General features: G+C 58.1%; 16 protein-coding genes and 1 pseudogene. 7 read left to right on the top strand and 10 right to left on the bottom strand.

The genetic code is table 11. The features are described 5' to 3' along the window. Positions 1-88: 88 nt before the first annotated feature. Positions 89-523: a VOC family metalloprotein YjdN gene (gene yjdN / locus CWM54_RS21905; RefSeq protein WP_100698487.1), complete on the bottom strand. Its 435-nt coding sequence runs from the start codon at positions 521-523 to the stop codon at positions 89-91. A 229-nt stretch (positions 524-752) separates the two neighbouring features. Next, entirely contained in the window at positions 753-1,088 is a 336-nt protein-coding gene (locus tag CWM54_RS21900; RefSeq protein WP_061156074.1) for a zinc ribbon domain-containing protein YjdM, read from the bottom strand. Positions 1,089-1,632: 544 nt separating this feature from the next. On the opposite strand from CWM54_RS21900, the gene proP reads away from it, so the two are divergent. After that, positions 1,633-3,135 (top strand): glycine betaine/L-proline transporter ProP, encoded by a 1,503-nt coding sequence (gene proP / locus CWM54_RS21890; protein ID WP_061156073.1) that lies wholly within the window; start codon positions 1,633-1,635, stop codon positions 3,133-3,135. A 50-nt stretch (positions 3,136-3,185) separates the two neighbouring features. Here the strand turns inward: proP and melR are convergent, their stop codons facing one another. Next, positions 3,186-4,124, bottom strand: a complete 939-nt coding sequence (gene melR / locus CWM54_RS21885) for a transcriptional regulator MelR (RefSeq protein ID WP_061156430.1) — start codon at positions 4,122-4,124, stop codon at positions 3,186-3,188. Between the two features lie 239 nt (positions 4,125-4,363). Here melR and CWM54_RS21875 point away from each other — a divergent pair, with 239 nt between their 5' ends. The 5 genes and pseudogenes from CWM54_RS21875 to CWM54_RS21855 all read left to right on the top strand — a co-directional run bounded on the left by CWM54_RS21875 (position 4,364) and on the right by CWM54_RS21855 (position 8,838). Next, a complete protein-coding gene (locus CWM54_RS21875) occupies positions 4,364-5,716 on the top strand; it encodes an alpha-glucosidase/alpha-galactosidase (protein WP_100698485.1) in 1,353 nt (450 codons plus the stop codon). A 93-nt stretch (positions 5,717-5,809) separates the two neighbouring features. Beyond that, positions 5,810-7,225, top strand: a complete 1,416-nt coding sequence (melB, locus tag CWM54_RS21870) for a melibiose:sodium transporter MelB (RefSeq protein WP_100698483.1) — start codon at positions 5,810-5,812, stop codon at positions 7,223-7,225. A 5-nt stretch (positions 7,226-7,230) separates the two neighbouring features. Beyond that, positions 7,231-7,350 (top strand): annotated as a pseudogene (locus CWM54_RS28800) (hypothetical protein); the annotation flags it as partial. Between the two features lie 150 nt (positions 7,351-7,500). Beyond that, complete coding sequence (gene parM, locus CWM54_RS21860; protein WP_061156070.1) at positions 7,501-8,457, top strand: plasmid segregation protein ParM domain-containing protein; 957 nt, start codon at positions 7,501-7,503, stop codon at positions 8,455-8,457. A 9-nt stretch (positions 8,458-8,466) separates the two neighbouring features. Beyond that, a complete protein-coding gene (locus CWM54_RS21855; protein ID WP_061156069.1) occupies positions 8,467-8,838 on the top strand; it encodes a plasmid partitioning/stability family protein in 372 nt (123 codons plus the stop codon). Positions 8,839-9,470: 632 nt separating this feature from the next. Here the strand turns inward: CWM54_RS21855 and cbpM are convergent. The 3 genes from cbpM to CWM54_RS21840 form a co-directional block, all read right to left on the bottom strand. Then, entirely contained in the window at positions 9,471-9,776 is a 306-nt protein-coding gene (gene cbpM / locus CWM54_RS21850) for a chaperone modulator CbpM (protein WP_100681936.1), read from the bottom strand. Further along, the gene (gene cbpA / locus CWM54_RS21845) at positions 9,776-10,693 is read right to left on the bottom strand and encodes a curved DNA-binding protein (RefSeq protein ID WP_074387310.1); all 918 of its coding nucleotides are present in this window, start codon (positions 10,691-10,693) and stop codon (positions 9,776-9,778) included. Before cbpA ends, cbpM begins: the two co-directional genes overlap by 1 nt. A gap of 145 nt (positions 10,694-10,838) precedes the next feature. Next, positions 10,839-11,522 (bottom strand): TerC family protein, encoded by a 684-nt coding sequence (locus CWM54_RS21840; RefSeq protein WP_100698480.1) that lies wholly within the window; start codon positions 11,520-11,522, stop codon positions 10,839-10,841. 223 nt (positions 11,523-11,745) lie between these two features. Here CWM54_RS21840 and CWM54_RS21830 point away from each other — a divergent pair, with 223 nt between their 5' ends. Continuing rightward, positions 11,746-12,531 carry a DsbA family protein gene (locus CWM54_RS21830; protein WP_008807232.1) on the top strand — a complete coding sequence of 262 codons (786 nt, stop codon included), beginning with the start codon at positions 11,746-11,748 and terminating at the stop codon, positions 12,529-12,531. Between the two features lie 47 nt (positions 12,532-12,578). On the opposite strand, the gene pgaD is transcribed toward CWM54_RS21830, so the two are convergent. The 4 genes from pgaD to pgaA are packed head-to-tail and all read right to left on the bottom strand — an operon-like array spanning position 12,579 to position 18,817. Continuing rightward, positions 12,579-13,028 (bottom strand): poly-beta-1,6-N-acetyl-D-glucosamine biosynthesis protein PgaD, encoded by a 450-nt coding sequence (gene pgaD / locus CWM54_RS21825; protein WP_061156065.1) that lies wholly within the window; start codon positions 13,026-13,028, stop codon positions 12,579-12,581. Beyond that, on the bottom strand, positions 13,028-14,356 hold the full coding sequence (gene pgaC, locus CWM54_RS21820) for a poly-beta-1,6-N-acetyl-D-glucosamine synthase (protein ID WP_008807230.1): 1,329 nt from the start codon (positions 14,354-14,356) through the stop codon (positions 13,028-13,030). The genes pgaD and pgaC overlap by 1 nt, the downstream gene beginning before the upstream one ends. After that, positions 14,349-16,364 carry a poly-beta-1,6-N-acetyl-D-glucosamine N-deacetylase PgaB gene (gene pgaB / locus CWM54_RS21815; RefSeq protein WP_100698478.1) on the bottom strand — a complete coding sequence of 672 codons (2,016 nt, stop codon included), beginning with the start codon at positions 16,362-16,364 and terminating at the stop codon, positions 14,349-14,351. The genes pgaC and pgaB overlap by 8 nt, the downstream gene beginning before the upstream one ends. Positions 16,365-16,372: 8 nt before the next feature. Further along, the gene (gene pgaA / locus CWM54_RS21810; RefSeq protein WP_165785952.1) at positions 16,373-18,817 is read right to left on the bottom strand and encodes a poly-beta-1,6 N-acetyl-D-glucosamine export porin PgaA; all 2,445 of its coding nucleotides are present in this window, start codon (positions 18,815-18,817) and stop codon (positions 16,373-16,375) included. Positions 18,818-19,069: the final 252 nt, after the last annotated feature.

Below are 19,069 nucleotides of genomic sequence, written 5' to 3'. Positions count from 1 at the left end.
ATGTTGCATTTCGGTTAAGTGATGATGACTAAAGGATGAAGAGTTGGTGCCAGAAGGATGACAGGGCGGCAGGACCGCCCTGCCGGGGTCAGCCCTGTTTAACCACGTTGATCATCCAGGGGACGCCAAAGCGGTCCACGACCTGGCCGAAACCGTGGGCCCAGAAGGTTTCCTGCCAGGGCATCTCAATGCGCCCGCCAACGGCCAGCGCTTCGAACCAGCGCTGACCTTCATCGACATCGCTGGGGGCGAGGGCGAGGGTGAAGCCAGTGTATTGCGCATCGGAACCGAAGACGCTGTCGCTCAGCATCAGCTCGCCGTTGTTGATGCGCAGGCTGGCGTGAGCGATGGCGTCTTGATCTATCTGCTGACCGGACGGGCAGTCATCCGACGCTTCCTGTGTCGATGGCGGCATTTCGCCAAAGGTCATTTTAAACGTTAACTCTGCACCCAGCGTCTGCTGATAGAAGGCGATTGCCTCGGCGCAGTTGCCCGCAAAGGCAAGGTAGGGACTCAAGGACATGGTGAATACCTCAGTGACCGTAACCCGTAAAGCGTAGTCGCCTGGGATGTCGTTAAGCCAGACGGCAGCGCGAAAATGTTTGGCGGCATACCGGCGCAATGGCCCAGTGAAAATAGCGAGTGCTGAGGCGGAAAATAAGAGGTTGCACAGGGAGCAGGTGGCACACGAGGATATCAGAAGCGGCGACGGCAGTGCAGGAAAATAATGACGTCGCCCTCCCGGAAATAAATCAGTTCTTTTTGACGAATTCCGACTTGAGCTTCATCGGACCAAAACCGTCAATTTTGCAGTCAATATTGTGATCGCCTTCGACCAGACGGATATTCTTCACTTTGGTGCCGATTTTCAGCATCGAAGAGCTGCCTTTAACCTTCAGATCTTTCACGACGGTAACGCTATCGCCATCGGCCAGTAAATTGCCATTGGCATCTTTAACGATCAGCGCGTCGTTTTCTTCTGTCGCCTCGGCAGGGTTCCACTCATGGGCGCATTCCGGGCAGATATACATGCCGTTATCTTCATAAGTGTAAGTCGAATCGCATTTTGGGCAGTGTGGCAGTTGCATGACGTTCCTCGTGATGTCGTCGAAAAACAGGACGTTGGTCCTTTAAACAGCGGCTGATAGCCGAAAGTATGGCTGATTATAGCGCAATCACCCACTTTTGTCGGGTGTTTTTTTAGTAAAAATAACCCATCACCATATTCTGTTGAAAGTAGAATAACCGACAAAATTATCCATACGGGACCGAGGGGAAATGAGGAAATAATTTCCGCAAGATCGCCGCAAAATGAACTTATTTATTTTCGGACACTCTGTAATAAGGCGGTAAATTTATGTGAAGTTGATCGCAGATATAAACACTGTTAGGGTAAAAAAGGGGAGCAGGTCAATTTCATCGGTTATCACGATCGGCCGCTCTATTTATTCACCAGTAGCCAGAGCAGGCGTCAACAGGTTCGGTTGTACATTCTGTCAGCAGACAGTGCAGGCAAACCTGCTACGCTTGAAATGAGGAGCACAGCAATTCACCGCTCCTGACGCACGATGCGAATGGCATTGCCATTCGGCGATGATGCGTGTACTCAAGGCGGAGTAGCAGAGGAAAAATATGCTTAAAAGGAAAAAAATAAAGCCCATCACCCTTAAGGATGTGACCATCATCGATGATGGTAAACTGAAAAAGGCGATCACCGCGGCCTCCCTGGGTAACGCGATGGAGTGGTTCGATTTCGGCGTCTATGGCTTTGTGGCCTACGCCTTAGGTAAAGTCTTCTTCCCCGATGCCAACCCAAGCGTGCAGATGATTGCCGCACTGGGTACCTTCTCCGTTCCATTTTTAATTCGTCCGTTAGGCGGCCTGTTTTTCGGGATGCTGGGCGATAAATATGGTCGGCAGAAAATCCTCGCAATAACCATCGTGATCATGTCGATAAGTACTTTCTGTATCGGCCTGATTCCGTCGTATGCCACGATAGGTATCTGGGCGCCGATCCTGCTGCTGCTGTGTAAAATGGCGCAAGGCTTCTCGGTCGGTGGCGAATATACCGGGGCGTCGATCTTCGTCGCGGAATATTCCCCTGACCGTAAACGCGGGTTTATGGGCAGCTGGCTGGACTTTGGCTCCATCGCCGGGTTTGTGATGGGGGCCGGCGTGGTGGTCCTGATTTCCAGCGTGGTGGGCGAAGAGAACTTCCTCGACTGGGGTTGGCGTATCCCGTTCTTCCTGGCGCTGCCGTTAGGCATTATCGGCCTCTATCTGCGCCATGCGCTGGAAGAGACCCCGGCGTTCCAGCAGCATGTGGATACCATGGAACAGGGCGACCGTGAAGGGCTGCAGGAAGGGCCGAAGGTCTCTTTTAAAGAGATTGCCACCAAGCACTGGCGTAGCCTGCTGACCTGTATTGGTCTGGTGATTTCCACCAACGTGACCTATTACATGCTGCTGACCTATATGCCGAGCTACCTGTCGCATAACCTGCACTACTCGGAAGATCATGGGGTACTGATCATCATCGCCATCATGGTCGGGATGCTGTTTGTACAGCCGGTTATCGGTATGCTCAGCGACCGCTTTGGCCGTCGTCCGTTTATCCTGATTGGTAGTGTGGCGCTGTTTGCCCTGGCGATCCCGGCCTTCATTATGATCAACAGCAACGTGATTGGCCTGATTTTCGCCGGTTTGCTGCTGCTGGCGGTCGTGCTGAACTGCTTTATCGGGGTGATGGCCTCCTCGCTGCCGGCGATGTTCCCGACGCATATTCGCTTCAGCGCCCTGGCCAGCGCCTTTAATATCTCGGTGCTGATTGCCGGTCTGACGCCAACGCTGGCGGCGTGGCTGGTAGAAACCACCCAGAACCTGATGATGCCTGCTTACTATCTGATGGTGATTGCGGTGATTGGCCTGATTACCGGCCTGTCAATGAAAGAGACGGCTAACCGCCCGCTGAAAGGAGCGACGCCAGCGGCGTCGGATATCCAGGAAGCGAAAGAAATACTTGGCGAGCACTACGATAACATCGAGCAAAAAATCGAAGATATCGATCAGGAGATCTCCGATCTGCAGGCAAAACGGTCACGTCTGGTGCAGCAGCACCCTCGTATTAACGACTAATCCTTTTGGCTGTTGCAACATGCCGCCGCGGGCTTCCCCGGCGGCATTTTTTATGTCTCCTGCAAGGCCAGGCCGTGTCGACGCTGTTGGCTGAGTTTACGATACTGCTGCGGCGGCATGCCCACGTAGCGGGTAAAGGTGCTGTAGAAGCGGCTGCTGGAACGGAAACCGGCGGTGAGGGCAATATCCAGGATGGTCTTGTCGGTATCGCTCAGCAGCGCCCGCACGTGATTGATACGCATAGCGGTAATGTACTGCTTCATGGTCTGCTGCATCACCCGCTGAAAGACCCCCATCGCGTAGTTCGGGTTGAGCTTAACGTGCTCGGCGACGGCGTCGACGGTCAGCGCCTGATCGTAGTGGGCGGCGATAAACTCCAGCATCTGGCTGACATAAAACTGGGCGTGGCGCGAGACGCTGTTCTTGTGGGTGCGCGAGGTTTTGTTGACCAGAATCGGCTGCCAGCCGGAGAGGCTCAGCCGCTTGAGCATCAGGGCGATTTCATCGATCGCCAGCTGGCGAATCTGTTCATTGTCGTGGTTCAGCTCCTGCTGCCAGCGGCGCACTTCAAAGGCGCTTAACTGCTGCGCGGCGAGGGACTTAATCACCATCCCATGGGTGACGTGGTTGATCAGTTCGCGGTCCAGCGGCCATGAGAGAAACAGATGCATTGGCAGGTTGAATATCGCCATCTGCTGGCAGTCGCCAGGGCGGGTCAGCTGATGCGGCGTACAGGCCCAAAACAGGGTGATATAGCCTTTTTCAATACGCACCACTTCGTTATTAATCAAATACTCTACATCGCCGTCGAATGGCACGTTGACCTCCACCTGGCCGTGCCAGTGGCTGGTGGGCATGGCGTGCGGCGGGCGCAGTTCGATATCCATACGCTGATACTCGGAGTAGAGCGCCAGCGGGCTGCGGCTCTGCTTTTCGTCGCTGCTGCACATGAAGGGATCGGGGGGCAGGGAAGTAAAGCGGTGTTCCATCATTAACGTGTTCCTGGATTGTCAGAGTGGCTGCATTTTTCACCAAAACTGACTACAGCTTAGCGGAATAACTGGCCCGTTTTCTCTCCTTTTAAGTCGATCTATTGCCAAAAGCTCAGATTTTGTGGCGCTTAATGGCCGATCTGAGTTTCCGGGAATGCTCCGGCGGGAACGGGGCAGCGCAGCGGGGAGCGGCGTGCCACTCTGAAAGCGTTCAATGATCTGATGGAGAGAGTGCAATGTCTGCCCCAAAAATTACTTTTATCGGTGCCGGTTCGACGGTGTTCGTCAAAAATATTCTCGGTGATGTTTTCCAGCGCCCGGCGCTGAAATCGGCGCATATCGCGCTGATGGATATCGATGAAACCCGGCTGGAAGAGTCGCATATCGTGGTGCGCAAGCTGATGGATTCGGTGGGCGCGAACGGCGAAATCAGCTGCCATCGCGATCGTAAAACCGCCCTGCAGGGCGCCGATTTTGTCGTCGTCGCTTTCCAGATTGGCGGCTATGAGCCCTGTACCGTCACCGATTTTGAAGTCTGCAAGCGCCACGGCCTGGAGCAAACCATCGCCGATACGCTGGGGCCGGGGGGCATTATGCGCGCGCTGCGGACCATTCCCCACCTGTGGGCTATCTGCGACGATATGACCGAGGTCTGCCCGGACGCCACCCTGCTTAACTACGTCAACCCGATGGCGATGAACACCTGGGCCATGTACGCGCGCTACCCGCATATCAAGCAGGTTGGCCTGTGCCATTCGGTACAGGGGACAGCGGAAGAGCTGGCGCGCGACCTCGATCTCGATCCGGCGGATTTACGCTACCGCTGCGCGGGAATCAACCATATGGCGTTCTATCTGTCGCTGGAGAAAAAGCTCGCTGACGGCAGCTACGTCAGTCTCTATCCCGACCTGCTGCAGGCCTACGCCGAGGGCCGGGCGCCGAAGCCGAACCTGCACGGCAACCCGCGCTGCGAAAACATCGTCCGCTATGAGATGTTCAAAAAGCTGGGCTACTTTGTCACCGAATCGTCGGAGCATTTCGCGGAATATACGCCATGGTTTATCAAGCCGGGCCGCGATGACCTTATCGCTCGCTATAAAGTGCCGCTGGATGAATACCCTAAACGCTGCGTCGAGCAACTGGCCAACTGGCATAAAGAGCTGGAGAGCTATAAGCGCGGTGAGCGCATCGACGTTAAACCCTCGCGCGAGTATGCCAGCACCATCATGAACGCCATCTGGACCGGCGAGCCAAGCGTGGTGTACGGCAACGTGCGCAACGATAATCTCATCGACAACCTGCCGCAGGGCTGCTGTGTGGAAGTGGCTTGCCTGGTGGACGCCAACGGTATTCAACCGACGAAAGTGGGCGCGCTGCCGGCGCATCTGGCGGCGCTGATGCAGTCCAACATCAACGTGCAGACGCTGCTAACGGAGGCCATTCTGACGGAAAATCGCGACTATGTTTATTACGCCACGATGATGGATCCGCACACCGCCGCGGTGCTGGGGATCGAAGAGATCTACGCGCTGGTGGACGATCTGATCGCCAGCCACGGCGACTGGCTGCCGGCCTGGCTGCACCGTTAATCCTCTCATGCCGCCGGGGGGATCTGGCCCGGCGGCGCCTGGCACGCTCTATCAAACACTGAAGGAGGCGCTGGCGACAGCGACCTGTACCCTATGAGTATTTCAATGACAACAAAGCTCAGCTACGGATTTGGTGCCTTTGGTAAAGATTTCGCTATCGGTATCGTCTACATGTACCTGATGTATTACTACACCGATATTGTTGGCCTATCGGTTGGGGTGGTTGGCACCTTGTTCCTGGTGGCGCGGATCCTCGATGCGATAGCCGATCCGATCATGGGATGGATCGTCAACTGCACGCGATCGCGATGGGGGAAGTTCAAACCGTGGATCCTGATCGGCACGATAACCAACTCGGCGGTGCTGTATATGCTGTTCAGCGCCCATCACTTCAGCGGCGGGGCGCTACTGGCGTGGGTGTGGCTGACCTATCTGCTGTGGGGCTTCACCTACACCATCATGGATGTGCCGTTCTGGTCGCTGGTGCCGACCATTACCCTCGATAAACGTGAACGCGAACAGCTGGTACCTTATCCGCGTTTTTTCGCCAGTCTGGCGGGATTTGTGACGGCCGGTGTCACGCTGCCGTTTGTCAGCACCGTGGGCGGCGCCGACCGCGGTTTTGGTTTTCAGATGTTCACTCTGGTGCTGATCGCCTTCTTTGTGGTTTCCACCCTCGTCACCCTGCGCAATGTCCATGAGGTTTACTCCTCCGACAGCGGCGTGAGCGAGGATTCCAGCCATCTTTCACTGCGCCAGATGGTGGCGCTTATCTATAAAAACGATCAGCTGGCCTGTCTGTTAGGCATGGCGCTGGCCTATAACACGGCGGCGAATATTATCGCTGGCTTTGCGATTTACTACTTTACCTACGTCATTGGCAGTGCGGAGATGTTTCCGTATTACATGTCCTACGCGGGGGCGGCGAATTTGCTGACGCTGATCCTGTTCCCACGGCTGGTAAAAGGGCTGTCGCGGCGCATTCTGTGGGCGGGAGCATCAATCATGCCGGTGCTGGGCTGTGGCGTGCTGTTGCTGATGGCGCTGAGCGGGGTCTACAACATCGCGCTGATTTCGCTGGCTGGTGTGCTGTTGAATATCGGCACCGCGCTGTTCTGGGTGCTGCAGGTCATTATGGTGGCCGATACCGTCGACTACGGCGAATATACGATGAATATCCGCTGCGAAAGCATCGCCTACTCGGTACAGACGCTGGTGGTCAAAGCCGGTTCGGCGTTTGCGGCCTGGTTTATCGCTGTGGTGCTGAGTATCATCGGCTACGTGCCGAATGTTGTTCAATCTGCACAGACGAAACTGGGGATGCAGGCGATTATGATTGCGCTGCCGACGCTCTTTTTTGCCCTGACGTTGTTTCTCTATTTTCGTTATTACAAACTGAATGGCGATATGCTGCGTCGTATTCAGATTCACCTGCTGGATAAATATCGCCGGGCACCGGAAAATGTCGTCGAGCCGGAACGGCCGATTGTGGTACCCAACCAGGTATAAAAAGCGTGCGAAAACCGCTGACGAAAGAGGGGAGGGATGCTCTCTTTTTGTACAAAAAACAGCGTCTGAAACAGACAGAGAGAGGAAACCATAGTTCTCTATTTTGTCTCAATAATTTCTCTTTCCGGGCTCATGGAGTTGTTTTTTTCTCTTATTGTTCTCAAATAAAACTCGGAATTGTCTCTTTTTCGTGCTCTTGCGCTGCTTTTTAACTCTTGCTACTCTTTTTGGGTCTTACATTTTTCTCTTATTTGTCTCAGTGATGGAGCAATGCGATGCGCATTTTTATCGATGATGGTTCAACCAATATCAAAATGCTGTGGGAGCAAGATGGCGAAACTTTCACCCATATCAGCCCCAACAGTTTCAAGCGAGGCTGGTCTGCCACCTTCGGTTCCGGGAAGCCATTTAACTACACCGTGGATGATGAAAAGTACTCATTCGACCTGATCACCCCCGATGCGCTGCCGACCAATAACATTGACTGGCAATATAGCCCGTTGAACTCCATCGCCGTCCATCACGCGCTGCTGACCAGTGGTCTGGAGCCGCAGGATGTTGAAATTGTGGTCACCCTGCCGCTGACCGAATTTTATGATGAAGATGCGCAATATCGCCTCGACAACATTGAGCGTAAGAAAAAGAGCCTGCTGCGCGACGTTAAACTGAATAAAGGCGTGGTGTTCAATATCACCAAAGTCACCGTGCGTCCGGAATCCATTCCGGCGGGTATTAGCTTGTGTGATGAACTGAAACCGTCGCATTCAGTGCTCATTGTCGACCTCGGCGGCACTACGCTGGATATTTCGATGGTGGCCGGGCAGATGACCTCGGTTTCGCGTATTTACGGCGACCCGAAGCTGGGCGTATCGCTGGTGACCGACGCCGTTAAGCTGGCGCTGGCGCGGGCGAATACCGACACCTCCAGCTATAACGTTGACCAGATTATTATCAATCGCCATGACGAAGCGTATCTGACCGACAACATCAACGATCCGGATGCGGTATCTGAGGTGAAGAAGGTCATCGCGAACAGTATTGAACGCCTGACCACCCGTGTCCTGACCGCCATCGATAGCTTTAAAGGCTATTCGCACGCCATCGTGATTGGCGGCGGCGCGCCGCTGGTTGCCGATGCGATTCGTGAACGTATGGGCCTGCGCGAAGATCGTTTCGTGGTGGCTGAAGAGCCGCAGTTCGCCCTGGTGCGTGGTCTGAAAATTATTGGCTAAGGAGCGTCTATGACTCTGGATCGCAGAAAGGTTCTGATATACCTGCGCCCGGATATCAGCGCCAGCGAGCGCTTTGCGGACGCGAAAATTGAGGCCCATCACCGCGGCGACCGCGGCGATATGTCGCGTACGGCGCTGTTGGCGGGGTTGGCGTTAGGGGAAGTCGATAGCCGCTTGCCGTCAATGCTGGCGGCGCTGCTGGCGGAAGACACTAAACCGGAAACGCTGCGTAAGATGCTGGCCTCGTTCCTTGAGATCCAGCCGGCCTCTTCCGCCCCGGCAACTGCGCCAGCGGCCGCTCCGGTTAAGGCGCCGGAGCCGCCCGCACCGGTCAGCGAGAGCGTTTCGGCGCGTAACCTCGCCGGTTCGTTACCGGATTAAGCGCTATTCCCGGTTTACGCTATCCGGGAAACTTCCCGGCTTGCGCTGCGCTTAGCCGGGCTACTGTTTACACCGTCCGGTAGCCCGGGTAAGGCGGAACGCCGCGACCCGGGAAATTCCCCGGCTTTCGCTGCGCTTAGCCGGGCTACTGTTTGCACCGTCCGGTAGCCCGGGTAAGGCGGAACGCCGCGACCCGGGAAACTTCCCGGCTTGCGCTGTGCTTAGCCGGGCTACCGTTTGCACCGTCCGGTAGCCCGGGTAAGGCGGAACGCCGCGACCCGGGGAACTCCCCGGCTTTCGCTGCGCTTAGCCGGGCTACTGTTTGCACCGTCCGGTAGCCCGGGTAAGGCGGAACGCCGCGACCCGGGAAACTCCCCGGCTTGCGCTGCGCTTAGCCGGGCTACCGTTTGCACCATCCGGTAGCCCGGGTAAGGCGGAACGCCGCGACCCGGGAAACTCCCCGGCTTGCGCTGCGCTTAGCCGGGCTACCGTTTGCACCGTCCGGTAGCCCGGGTAAGGCGGAACGCCGCGACCCGGGGAACTCCCCGGCTTGCGCTGTGCTTAGCTGGGCTACTGTTTGCACCGTCCGGTAGCCCGGGTAAGGCGGAACGCCGCGACCCGGGAAATTCCGCTTAGCTGTGGGTTAAAAAGCGGGCCAGGCGCTGCTGCAGCAGGCGATTTTCGCGGGTCAGCCGCGCGTTCTCATCCAGCAGCGTCAGCGCCACTGCAATCCCCGGCCAGTCCAGCTCCAGCTCGTTACGCAGGCGCACCGCGCGATGGACAATCGTCACCGCGCTGTCGTCGAACAGCCAGGTTTCCGCCTGCGGCTGGTGCGGTTCAATCATCCCTAAGCCGACGATCTCCGCCAGCTCCTCTTCCGATACCCCGGTACGCAGGCACAATTCGGTAATGGTAAACGTCACTGTTACTGTAGCCATCAGGCTTTCCCCCATGTCTTACGCGGATCGAAGCTGGCTTCGGCGGCGGCCAATTGTTGCCAGAGCTCACGCGCTTTTTCATCTGGTTTTGGCGGCATGACAATTTTGATGACGGCGAACAAATCGCCAGTGTGGGTTTTGCTCACCAGCCCTTTGCCCTTGATGCGCAGGCGCTGTCCTGCCTGACTGCCCGGCGGCACCGTTAGCAGGATGCTCTCTTTCAGGGTGGGTACCGTCACTTTCGCGCCCAGCGCCGCCTCCCATGGCGACAGCGGCAGGACGATCTCCAGGTTATGGCCCACGATGTCGAACAGCGGATGCGGGGCGATGTGGATAACCAGCCACAGATCGCCGTTCGGGCCGCCGTTTTCGCCCGGCGTCCCCTGGCCTTTCAGGCGGATACGCTGACCATCGACTACCCCGGCGGGGATCTTCACATTCAGCGTTTTCGGCGTTTCACTTTCGATCATGCCAAACACGTTGTACACCGGCAGGTTATAGCTGATGGTGCGGGTCTGCTCGGCCAGCGTCTCTTCAAGGAACACCGCCACTTCGATCTCCAGATCGTGGCCGCGTGCGGCATGCTGACGGCGACGCTGATGCGCCTGCTGGCCAAACATGGAGGAGAAGATGTCGTCGAAATCTTGCTGGCTGTAGCTCTGCTCGTGTGTCTGCTGCTGGCGACCGAAGCCGGGATCGTTGCGATGCTGCCAGAGCTGATCGTATTCGGCGCGCCGCTGCTCATCTTTCAGGACTTCCCAGGCTTCGGCGAGATCCTTGAATTTGGCTTCGGCATCGCTTTCTTTACTGACGTCGGGGTGATATTTGCGTGCCAGGCGGCGGTAGGCGGTCTTGATGGTTTTCAGATCGTCGGTTGGTTGCACCCCGAGAATGGCATAATAATCCTTCAATTCCATGATTTTATCTCATCTATGCTCAGTGCGGTGGTTACATATTCCCTGGAACAGGCGTCAGTATAAAGCGTAGGGCAAATGCGCCCTGAAGGGGAAGAAAAGTGGCGGAAACTTGACGCCGTCGGGGTCAACGGCGTCATGGGCGAGGCTAGTCTTTCGCCTGCGGGCGTGGGCGACGGCGCCATCCTTCAAACAGCACCAGCAGCGCGCCGACGGCGCCGGCCACGCGTGTGGTGCCGTCTCCGGCGTCGGGAAACAGCTGCTGAATGGTGGGATCGCTGACCAGCATCGACCCGGCAATCCAGCCGATGAGCATTCCGCCCAACAGCACCACGGCGGGAAAGCGGGTGAGCAGGACCAGGACCAGTTTGCTGCCCGCGACGATAATCGGAATGCTGATCGCCACGCCGAGGGCGACCAGCGCAATGTGCCCTTTCCCCGCCGCAGCGACTGCCAGCACGTTATCCATCGACATGATCACATCGGCGACGGTGATGGTGATCGCGGTGCGCCACAGGCTCGCGGAGCTGCCGACCTCGCTCTCTTCCTCCTCATTACTCACCAGCTTCATGCCAATCCACAGCAGGAGCAACGCGCCGACTATTTTCAGCCACGGTAGCGACAGGAGATACAGGGCGATTGCCAGCAACAGCACGCGCGCCAGGATCGCCCCCACGGTACCGATGATGATCGCTTTGGTGCGTTTTTGTGGCGGCAGTTTGCGGCAGGCCATGGCGATCACCACGGCGTTATCGCCGCCCAGCAGTAAATCGATGGCGACAATCTGCAGCATAATCACCGCCATGTCCCATTGTTGGAGTAATGCATTCATTTCGAGAGAAACCACCTGAAAAAGAGCAAGAAAAACCGCTGCGCAGGGTACTCCGCCTGGGGCGCATTGACCACTGACGCAGACCCGCGCCGTCGCGCGGGAAAAGCGAGCCTGAAAAATAAAGTTACGAATCAACGCGCCGTTGGGCAAGGCTTCGGCGAAAAAGGGTGATATTTTGTCACCCAGACTCACCTGCCGTTCACTTATCGCAAGGATCCCCACTATGTCTGGCCACAAGAAATACCTCTCTGTCGCCCTGCTGAGCGCTGTCTTACTGCCGGCGATGGCCTCTGCCGCTGACGCGCCGGCGACCTTCACCCCGGAACAGGAGGCGAAAATCGGCAAAATCGCCGCCGACTACCTGGTCGCCCACCCGGAAGTCCTCCTGCAGGCGAGCCAGAAATTGCAGCAAATACAGGCTGAACAGCAGGCCAGCGCGGCCACCCAGGCAGTGCTGAAAAACGCGGCTGTATTGACCCAGGATAAAAATACCCCGACCTACGGCCCGGCCAACGGCAAAGTCACGGTGATCGAATTCTTCGACTACCAGTGCGTGTACTGCAGCCGTCTGGCGCCAGTGATGGAACAGGTGATTAAAGCGCACCCGCAGACCCGCTTCGCCTTTAAAGAGTGGCCGATTTTCGGCGGCCGCTGGGAAAGCTCGCTGGAGGCGGCAAAAACCGGCCTGCAGATCTATCAGCAGAAAGGGGCGGATGCCTATCTGGCCTACCATAACGGGATTTACGCTACCGGCCATAACGAAGGTAAGCTGACGACGGCGGATATCCAGCAGCAGGCGAAGAAAGCCGGCTTTGATGCGAAGAAGGCCACCGACGTCGAACCGGTGCTGCAGAGCATTAACGACCTGGCGCAGGAGATTGGTCTGAGCGGCACGCCGGGCGTGATCGTGATGCCGACCACCGGCGCCACGGAAGCCAGCATCACCGTCTTCCCGGGGCTGGCGGATCAGGCCTCGCTGGAAGCCGCCATCAAAAAAGCCGGCGGCTGATCCCCCGGCGTTATTACCTATCCAGGCCGCCGACGGCGGCCTTGCTCTCATGCGCGCTCGCTCTCTTCCTGCGGCGGCGGTAACGCGTGGCTTTTTAAATCAATAATCTGCCCGATTTGATCGTGGTAAACGGTGAGCAAATTATAGCGGCTCATCTCCGAGATAATTTGCGGCGCAACGTTAAAGCTGCTCGCCAGCTCATCATGTTGCAGGGTGAGCACCGTGGTATGATGCCGGGTGCGGGCGCGGCGCCGGTTGTAATGGTACCAGAGGATCAACAGCCAGCCGTTCAGCGCGGCAATCAGCAGATACACCAGCGCCGTATTCAGTGAAGCCATCAGCGACTCCCAGCGCGGAGAGGGCGGCGCGATGAACTGCATCAGCAAATTGGCGTACAGAAAGAACAGAAAACCGAGCCAGGCCAGCAGCGTTAAACCGGCGTCGACCAGCCGGGGCAGCACACGGTGTTCGGTTAAGATGAGCGTATTTTCATTCATCACAGGCTTCCTTTTCCCCGGTCCGGACTCACCCAGCGCGCGCGGGAACGTTGACGTTTCACCATCACTTTCGGAAAAGCGACCAGCGTGGTTAGCAGGCCGATCATCCAGTAAACCATCGGGAACCAGATCACCCAGAACAGCGATTTGGCGACCTTTTTCTCATAGCGCCGTTCGATATACAGACTGGCGACGAACTGCAGCAGGCACATCACGCCAAGCAGCATGCCGGTGAACTCCGGCGGAAACAGGCTGTGCACCGCCAGATTGTCAGGCAGCGGCATCAGGCGGCTGAGGATAAACAGCAGAATGGTAACCGCGTAGGCAAAGGCCCACAGCGTGGAGCAGGCATACTCCAGAAACAGCGGCCACATCCGATGATGCTCCCAGTGAAACAGGCGACGGAGGTTGACCAGAAAAACCTCCGCGCCGCCCTGCGCCCAGCGCAGACGCTGCTTCCATAACCCTTTGAGGGTCTCCGGCATCAGGATCCAGCACAGCGCCCGCGGCTCGAAAAAGATGTCCCAGTGGCGGAGCTGAAGCTTCCAGCTGATATCAATATCTTCGGTGATCATATCCGGGCTCCAGTAGCCGACGTCCGCCAGCGCCTGGCGCCGGAAGGCGGCAATCACACCGGAGACGGTAAAGACCCGGCCATAGATCCGCTGCGTCCGCTTGATAAGCCCAATGATCGACGAGAATTCTCCCACCTGAATGCGACCGATCAGCGTGGATCGGGTGCGGATCCGCGGGTTGCCGGTGACCGCCCCGACGTGCGGATAGTGGATCAACGGCGCGACCAGCCAGGCCGCGGTATCCCGGTCCAGCAGGGCGTCGCCATCGATGCAGACCAGCAGATCGCCGCGGGCGGCGGCGGCGCCTGCTTTGAGCGCTACCGCTTTTCCCTGATTGGCGGCCAGGTGGATCACCCGCAGCCTCGGCTCCTCCTGCGCCAGCTGCTGGAGCACCTGGGCGGTGTTGTCCGAAGAGCCGTCGTTAATGGCGATCACTTCGAGATTGGCGTAACGCTGGGCCAGCGCCGCGCTGATGGTTTCCCGGGCGTTTTTCTCCTCGTTAAAACACGGGATCAGGATCGAAATCAGCGGATTGCCCGGCAGCGTCGGCGGCGGGGTATCCTCCCCCCACGGCCAGTGGCGTTCCAGCTGAAACCAGAAGTAAAGGCCCCCGGTGATCCACAGCACTGACATAAACAGCGGCCAGAAAAAGACAAAGTCGAGGATGAGCTCGCCGGTAAATACCGCTGCGACACCTAACGGCAGCCCGAATACGAGGCATAAAATGCACAATGCGATGATGCGATCAGTCATGGTCAGGGTACCACCAGGAAGAAAATTGCGGCCTGATATGGGAGATATCAGGCTGGTTGTTAATAAAATCGTCAGGGTAGTAGCCGTAATTTTTGACGCCGTTCAGCCGCAGCAAACGCATCCAGTCCGCCAGCTGCTGGTCGGGAATGGCGTTTTGCTGGCGTCGGTTCCAGTCTCTGGCCTGCAGTTCAAAGATGGTTTTCTTCAGCGCGCCCGGGTGGCTGGCGACGGCCTGGACCAGCCGCGTCAGCCAGGGCTGGCTGGCGTCAATCGGTACGGACTCCATCAGCGGCATCGCCATGGGTACCGTCCAGTCATAGGCGGCAAGGAAATCATCCAGATTCTGCGCGAACCAGGCTTCGCTCTGCGGCTCCAGGATCGGCAGGGCGAAGAGATTACGCGCCGTTTTCACCTGCGGGCCGCGGATGGCCTGCACCGCCTGGCGTAGATCCAGAGTGAAGCGGGTCAGGGTTTGGCTTTTGAAACGCATCCATGCCTGGCGCTCTTGCGGGCTTTGGGGCACCGGGCCGGCATCGTGCCCCAGACCCGTCTGCCGCCAGGCGGCGACCGCCTCCGGGCTCACGTCTTCAAAATCGGTCAGCACGGCGTCATCGTGAAACAGAATCCCGCTGAAGCTGGCGTGCCGGGCCAGATCTTCGTAGATGTCGGTGATCTGCTGGCGAACCCGGGGATCCCAGGGCGACAGGCGAACGTACGGCTGGCGGGCAAGTAATGCCTTGCCGGTTTGCGGATCCCAGCGCTGAACGCGCGGCAGATCGGACGAGAGATCGAAGGCCAGCACCGGCATCCAGGCATACACCTTCACCCCGCCGCGGGTCTGCAACTGCCAGGAGACGAAGTTAAACAGGTCGGCGCGCATCGGCAGCCAGCGGTTAGGGAAATAGAGCGACTTGACCGTGCCGTCGCCCTGCGGGTCGGAAAAGGCCTGCAGAAAGACATGGCTGATTTTCATGTCATAGACGCGCTGCACCAGCTTATCGATATTCTTCGCCTGCTGGACGGGATTGGGATCATAGACATAGTCCAGATCCACATGCATCACCCGAACAGGATCGGCTTCCTGGATCTGGGTTACGGCGTTGGCAAACGCCTTGATCGACGGATTCCCGGCGATCAGCAGGCGCGGAATATTGTCCAGGTCCTTCACGTTGCCCAGGCCGTCGTTCAGCGTAAACGCCAGCTGATAGCCCTGCTGTTTGGCGATAGCCAGGGTACTGCCGCTGGCGGCGCCATAGGGCCACACCCAGGCGCGCGGTGCTTTCCCGGTGACCTCGTGGATTTTCGCCGTCACTTTCTGCACGTCATCGGCCATCCGCCGGGTAAATTGCGCGTCGCTTTCATAACGACCGGTGGTTTTATCCCAGCCGCGGTTGGCGGCGGCTGGCTCGCGGCTGCCCTGCGGATTGGCCGGTAGGCCGTAGTGAGAGGCCCAGGTGTGCGCGCCGATTTCCACCAGCGGCGAGCGGCTTAGCTCGCGCACCATCTCCCAGGTAGCGAAGCGATCGCGCGGCGTCATCAGGCCGCCAAAATTAACGGGCTGGCCGGCGGGAGTGTCCACCCAGCTGCCCACCGGCGCCCAGAGCGCCGGAACATTCCAGGCTTTAAGCAGCGGCCAGACGCGGGTGTAAAAGCTGCTATAGCCATCGTCGAAGCTGAGAAGAAAAGCCTTGGCCGGCAGCGGCTTAACGCCATGGTGCGCGTCAAGAATGTCCTGGACGCTCACCGCATGGTAGCCGTGATGCAGCAGCCAGGCGATCTGCTCGTTGAGCGCGCTGGTGCGCACTGAAAGATAACGCTGGTCGGCGGCGTCGTCTTCGACGTCATGGTAGGCCAGCACCAGAAAGCGATCCGCCGGCCAGGGTTGATTGGCCTCCAGTTGGGGGCGCTGCTGCGGGGCGAGGAAGGGGACTTCCTCAGCACGCACGCTGAAGATAAGGCACAGCCAGACGAGAAGCATCAGGCCGTTGCGCAGGGTCGTGTTCCGCATGGTCATCCTTAAAACCGTATATTTGCATCAAGAGTGATGGCGAGGTTGTTTTCGCGTTTACCGTCGTAGGGGCGCTTGTCCCAGTTCAGCATCACCCCGGTGTCGACGACGTTGTTCCAGCGCAGGCGCTGCCCATAACCCAGCACCGTGATCGCGCCGGCGGCGTGATTTTTTTGCCAGTAGCTGCCGCCGCCGGCGAGCAGCTGCTGGCTCCAGACGGTGTCATAGCGCTGGTAAAGCGTGTGATCGACGGCCAGCGCCGCGGTGGCGGCGAGGTCCCGTGCCGGACTGTAGTAGGCGGTGTCGGTGCGGCTATTGGCGCTGGCCGACAGACCGGGCTGCAGATCCAGCGTTAACCATGGCGTCTGCCAGAGGCGCTCTTTACCGGAGAGGGTGTACTCCTGGCGGCGGTTGTGGTCGGTAAACCGGCTGGCGGCCACGCTGACGCGGTACTCCCGGCGTTCGTTTTGATACCAGCGCAGCCAGCCTTCGCCGCGGTTGGCGCTGACGCCGTTGCGTAACGCGCGCAGCGGGGTCTGCTGCGAAATCCGCTCCAGTTCGCCGCCCAGCTGCCAGCGATCGTTGATGTCGTGGGCGGCGGACAGGCGGACGCCGGGCTTGTTCTCGCCGTGAAAATTGACGCTGGAGAGCTCAAGCTCGCCCCAGTAGTCGCGCGGGCGCCATTCAACGCCGGCAAATAGCTGGCAACGGCTGCCTTTCCCCTCTTCAAAATTGCCTTCAGCGAAGCGGTGCCCGCCGAACAATCGCCAGCTGTCGGCTAGCGGCGGACTGTAGATCGCCGTCTCAAAACTGAGGTCGTGCGTGCCGCTGACCGGGTTATCGGAGTGCAATCCTTTGCCAACACTCAGGCGAAGTTCGGAAAGATGATGGACCTCACGGGCTCTGGCTAAGCGTTGGGTATTCAGATCTCGTGGCGAGCGGGCGATGACATCGTCAGCCAGCAGTTCCATTTGCCGCCACTCCTGCAGATCGAGGGCGACCCAGGCCTGCTGGCGCTCCAGCTGCAGGCTGGTGGGATCCATAGATTCCGCTGCTTTTAGCTGGTGTTCGGCGGCTCGCGGCAATCCTCGGTCCTGCAGAAGGGCGGCATAATCTATCTGCAGGCCCTGGTTGCCGGGGGCCGTCGCCGCCAGGCGCCGCATTCGGGATTCGGCCTGCGGCAGGGCGTTGGTGGCGGATAAATAGTGCACGTTAAGCGACTGTGCGGTGAGCCAGTCGTCATTCGGCTGCGGCGTCGGCGAGCCGTAGAGACGACGGATGTAGGGTGCATTCCGGGTGAGGCGGGCGACATACTGTTGCGCCGCCGGGTACTGACCGGTGTCCAGCAGGGCGTAGAAAAGCTCGTGTTCCTCATTCTGTTGGCTCGTTAGCCACGAGGGATGCTGGTGAATAAGCGTCAGCGCAGGCTCAATTTGCTTAAGGGCGATATAAGAGGAGATGACCCAGCCGATGGCCCAGTCGGGAACGGTCTGCTGCTGCGCGATGAGATTTTGGTATTCGCGGATGACCTGCGCGTAATCAGCATTAGCGTACAGGGCGCCAAGACGATCAATGCGCGCCCGGATGATGTCGGGCGCAGCCTGTGGGTCGGGGTGCCAGGCGGCGAGCATCGCGTCATACTGCGTTAGCGCCGTGCGGGCCAGCGCGTAACGCGCGTTTTCTTCGCGGGAAGGCGTATCAGCAAGGCGCACCAGTTCGGCAGCGGCGTTCAACTGCAGATTGCGCTTTTCCGCAGGCGTCAGTTCGACACTATCCGCCAGGCCGAGAGCAGGGGAATCGATCCGGTTGCGGGTCAGGGTCGCCATCAGGCTGGTCAGCGCGGCTTTGTTTTGCGGCTTACGATCGAGGATCTGCGTGTCCACCAGCAGCTGGTCCCAGCTTTTGCCAAGCCGCAGGTAGACATATGAGAGCGTTTGCAGGTGCGCGGTGCTCGCCTGCTCCGCCACCAGGCGACGCGCTTCACTGAGTGCCTCGCCGTCCTTGCGGGCATCGGCCAGCGTTTTGATATAGCCGATACGATAATCGTCGTCGGGTGCCTGGCTTAGGGCTTGCTGCCAGAGGGTGAGCGAGGCTTGCCACTGTTTCTGGTTGCGCAGGGCCTGCGCCGCCGCCGCGGTGCCGCGTGCGGGAAGCGGCATATAGACCTGGTAGCGTCGCCAGACTTTCACCACTTCATCGTCCTGGCCGGCCCAGAGAGCTACCTGCAGCCAGTCCGCCACTTGAGAAGGGGTTAAGGCATGCCGCAGCTGGTACTGCTGAAGATAAGAGAGAAAGGGGGCATACTGGCCTTGACGCGCTTGCAGGATCTGCTGGTCATAGAGCGAATCCGCTCCCTGAACCAGCGCCGGGAAGAGCAAAAGTAAGCCGATTGACAGCGAGAGTTTCGTGTTGCGATTAAACAATAACGTATTTGAATAAGGTGATCTTTCCATTTCTATTTGCCATATGTTCATCAAGAATCCATTGCACAACACGACCGTCCTTTGACGGTGAGTTAAAGGATGAGGATGGTCCCATTTAGCTGACTGGCACTGCGGGTGAATGACTTATTGCAAAGTAATAAACATATCTCCTGTCGATAATTGGATGGATAATTTATACCCGATATGGCAGCGGATAAATATGGGTAAATGATGAACTGCGTTTTAAGATAAATCTGTAAAATCGGCTTTGATCGAACATTG

The sequence above is a fragment of the Klebsiella sp. D-Nf1 genome, from assembly GCF_002810515.1.
GTDB classification, from domain to species: domain Bacteria; phylum Pseudomonadota; class Gammaproteobacteria; order Enterobacterales; family Enterobacteriaceae; genus Klebsiella; species Klebsiella variicola.
This window is presented reverse-complemented; position numbering and strand designations above follow the sequence as displayed.

What these genes read in the sequence shown, in the direction of transcription:
- CWM54_RS21900 (WP_061156074.1), bottom strand. Translation starts at nt 1,088, where the DNA reads ATGCAACTGCCACACTGCCCAAAATGCGATTCGACTTACACTTATGAA.
- CWM54_RS21875 (WP_100698485.1), top strand. Translation starts at nt 4,364, where the DNA reads ATGTCTGCCCCAAAAATTACTTTTATCGGTGCCGGTTCGACGGTGTTC.
- pgaB (WP_100698478.1), bottom strand. Translation starts at nt 16,364, where the DNA reads ATGCGGAACACGACCCTGCGCAACGGCCTGATGCTTCTCGTCTGGCTG.
- CWM54_RS21855 (WP_061156069.1), top strand. Translation starts at nt 8,467, where the DNA reads ATGACTCTGGATCGCAGAAAGGTTCTGATATACCTGCGCCCGGATATC.
- CWM54_RS21830 (WP_008807232.1), top strand. Translation starts at nt 11,746, where the DNA reads ATGTCTGGCCACAAGAAATACCTCTCTGTCGCCCTGCTGAGCGCTGTC.
- CWM54_RS21840 (WP_100698480.1), bottom strand. Translation starts at nt 11,522, where the DNA reads ATGAATGCATTACTCCAACAATGGGACATGGCGGTGATTATGCTGCAG.
- melR (WP_061156430.1), bottom strand. Translation starts at nt 4,124, where the DNA reads ATGGAACACCGCTTTACTTCCCTGCCCCCCGATCCCTTCATGTGCAGC.
- pgaD (WP_061156065.1), bottom strand. Translation starts at nt 13,028, where the DNA reads ATGAATGAAAATACGCTCATCTTAACCGAACACCGTGTGCTGCCCCGG.
- proP (WP_061156073.1), top strand. Translation starts at nt 1,633, where the DNA reads ATGCTTAAAAGGAAAAAAATAAAGCCCATCACCCTTAAGGATGTGACC.
- parM (WP_061156070.1), top strand. Translation starts at nt 7,501, where the DNA reads ATGCGCATTTTTATCGATGATGGTTCAACCAATATCAAAATGCTGTGG.
- melB (WP_100698483.1), top strand. Translation starts at nt 5,810, where the DNA reads ATGAGTATTTCAATGACAACAAAGCTCAGCTACGGATTTGGTGCCTTT.
- pgaC (WP_008807230.1), bottom strand. Translation starts at nt 14,356, where the DNA reads ATGACTGATCGCATCATCGCATTGTGCATTTTATGCCTCGTATTCGGG.
- pgaA (WP_165785952.1), bottom strand. Translation starts at nt 18,817, where the DNA reads ATGGAAAGATCACCTTATTCAAATACGTTATTGTTTAATCGCAACACG.
- cbpA (WP_074387310.1), bottom strand. Translation starts at nt 10,693, where the DNA reads ATGGAATTGAAGGATTATTATGCCATTCTCGGGGTGCAACCAACCGAC.
- yjdN (WP_100698487.1), bottom strand. Translation starts at nt 523, where the DNA reads ATGTCCTTGAGTCCCTACCTTGCCTTTGCGGGCAACTGCGCCGAGGCA.
- cbpM (WP_100681936.1), bottom strand. Translation starts at nt 9,776, where the DNA reads ATGGCTACAGTAACAGTGACGTTTACCATTACCGAATTGTGCCTGCGT.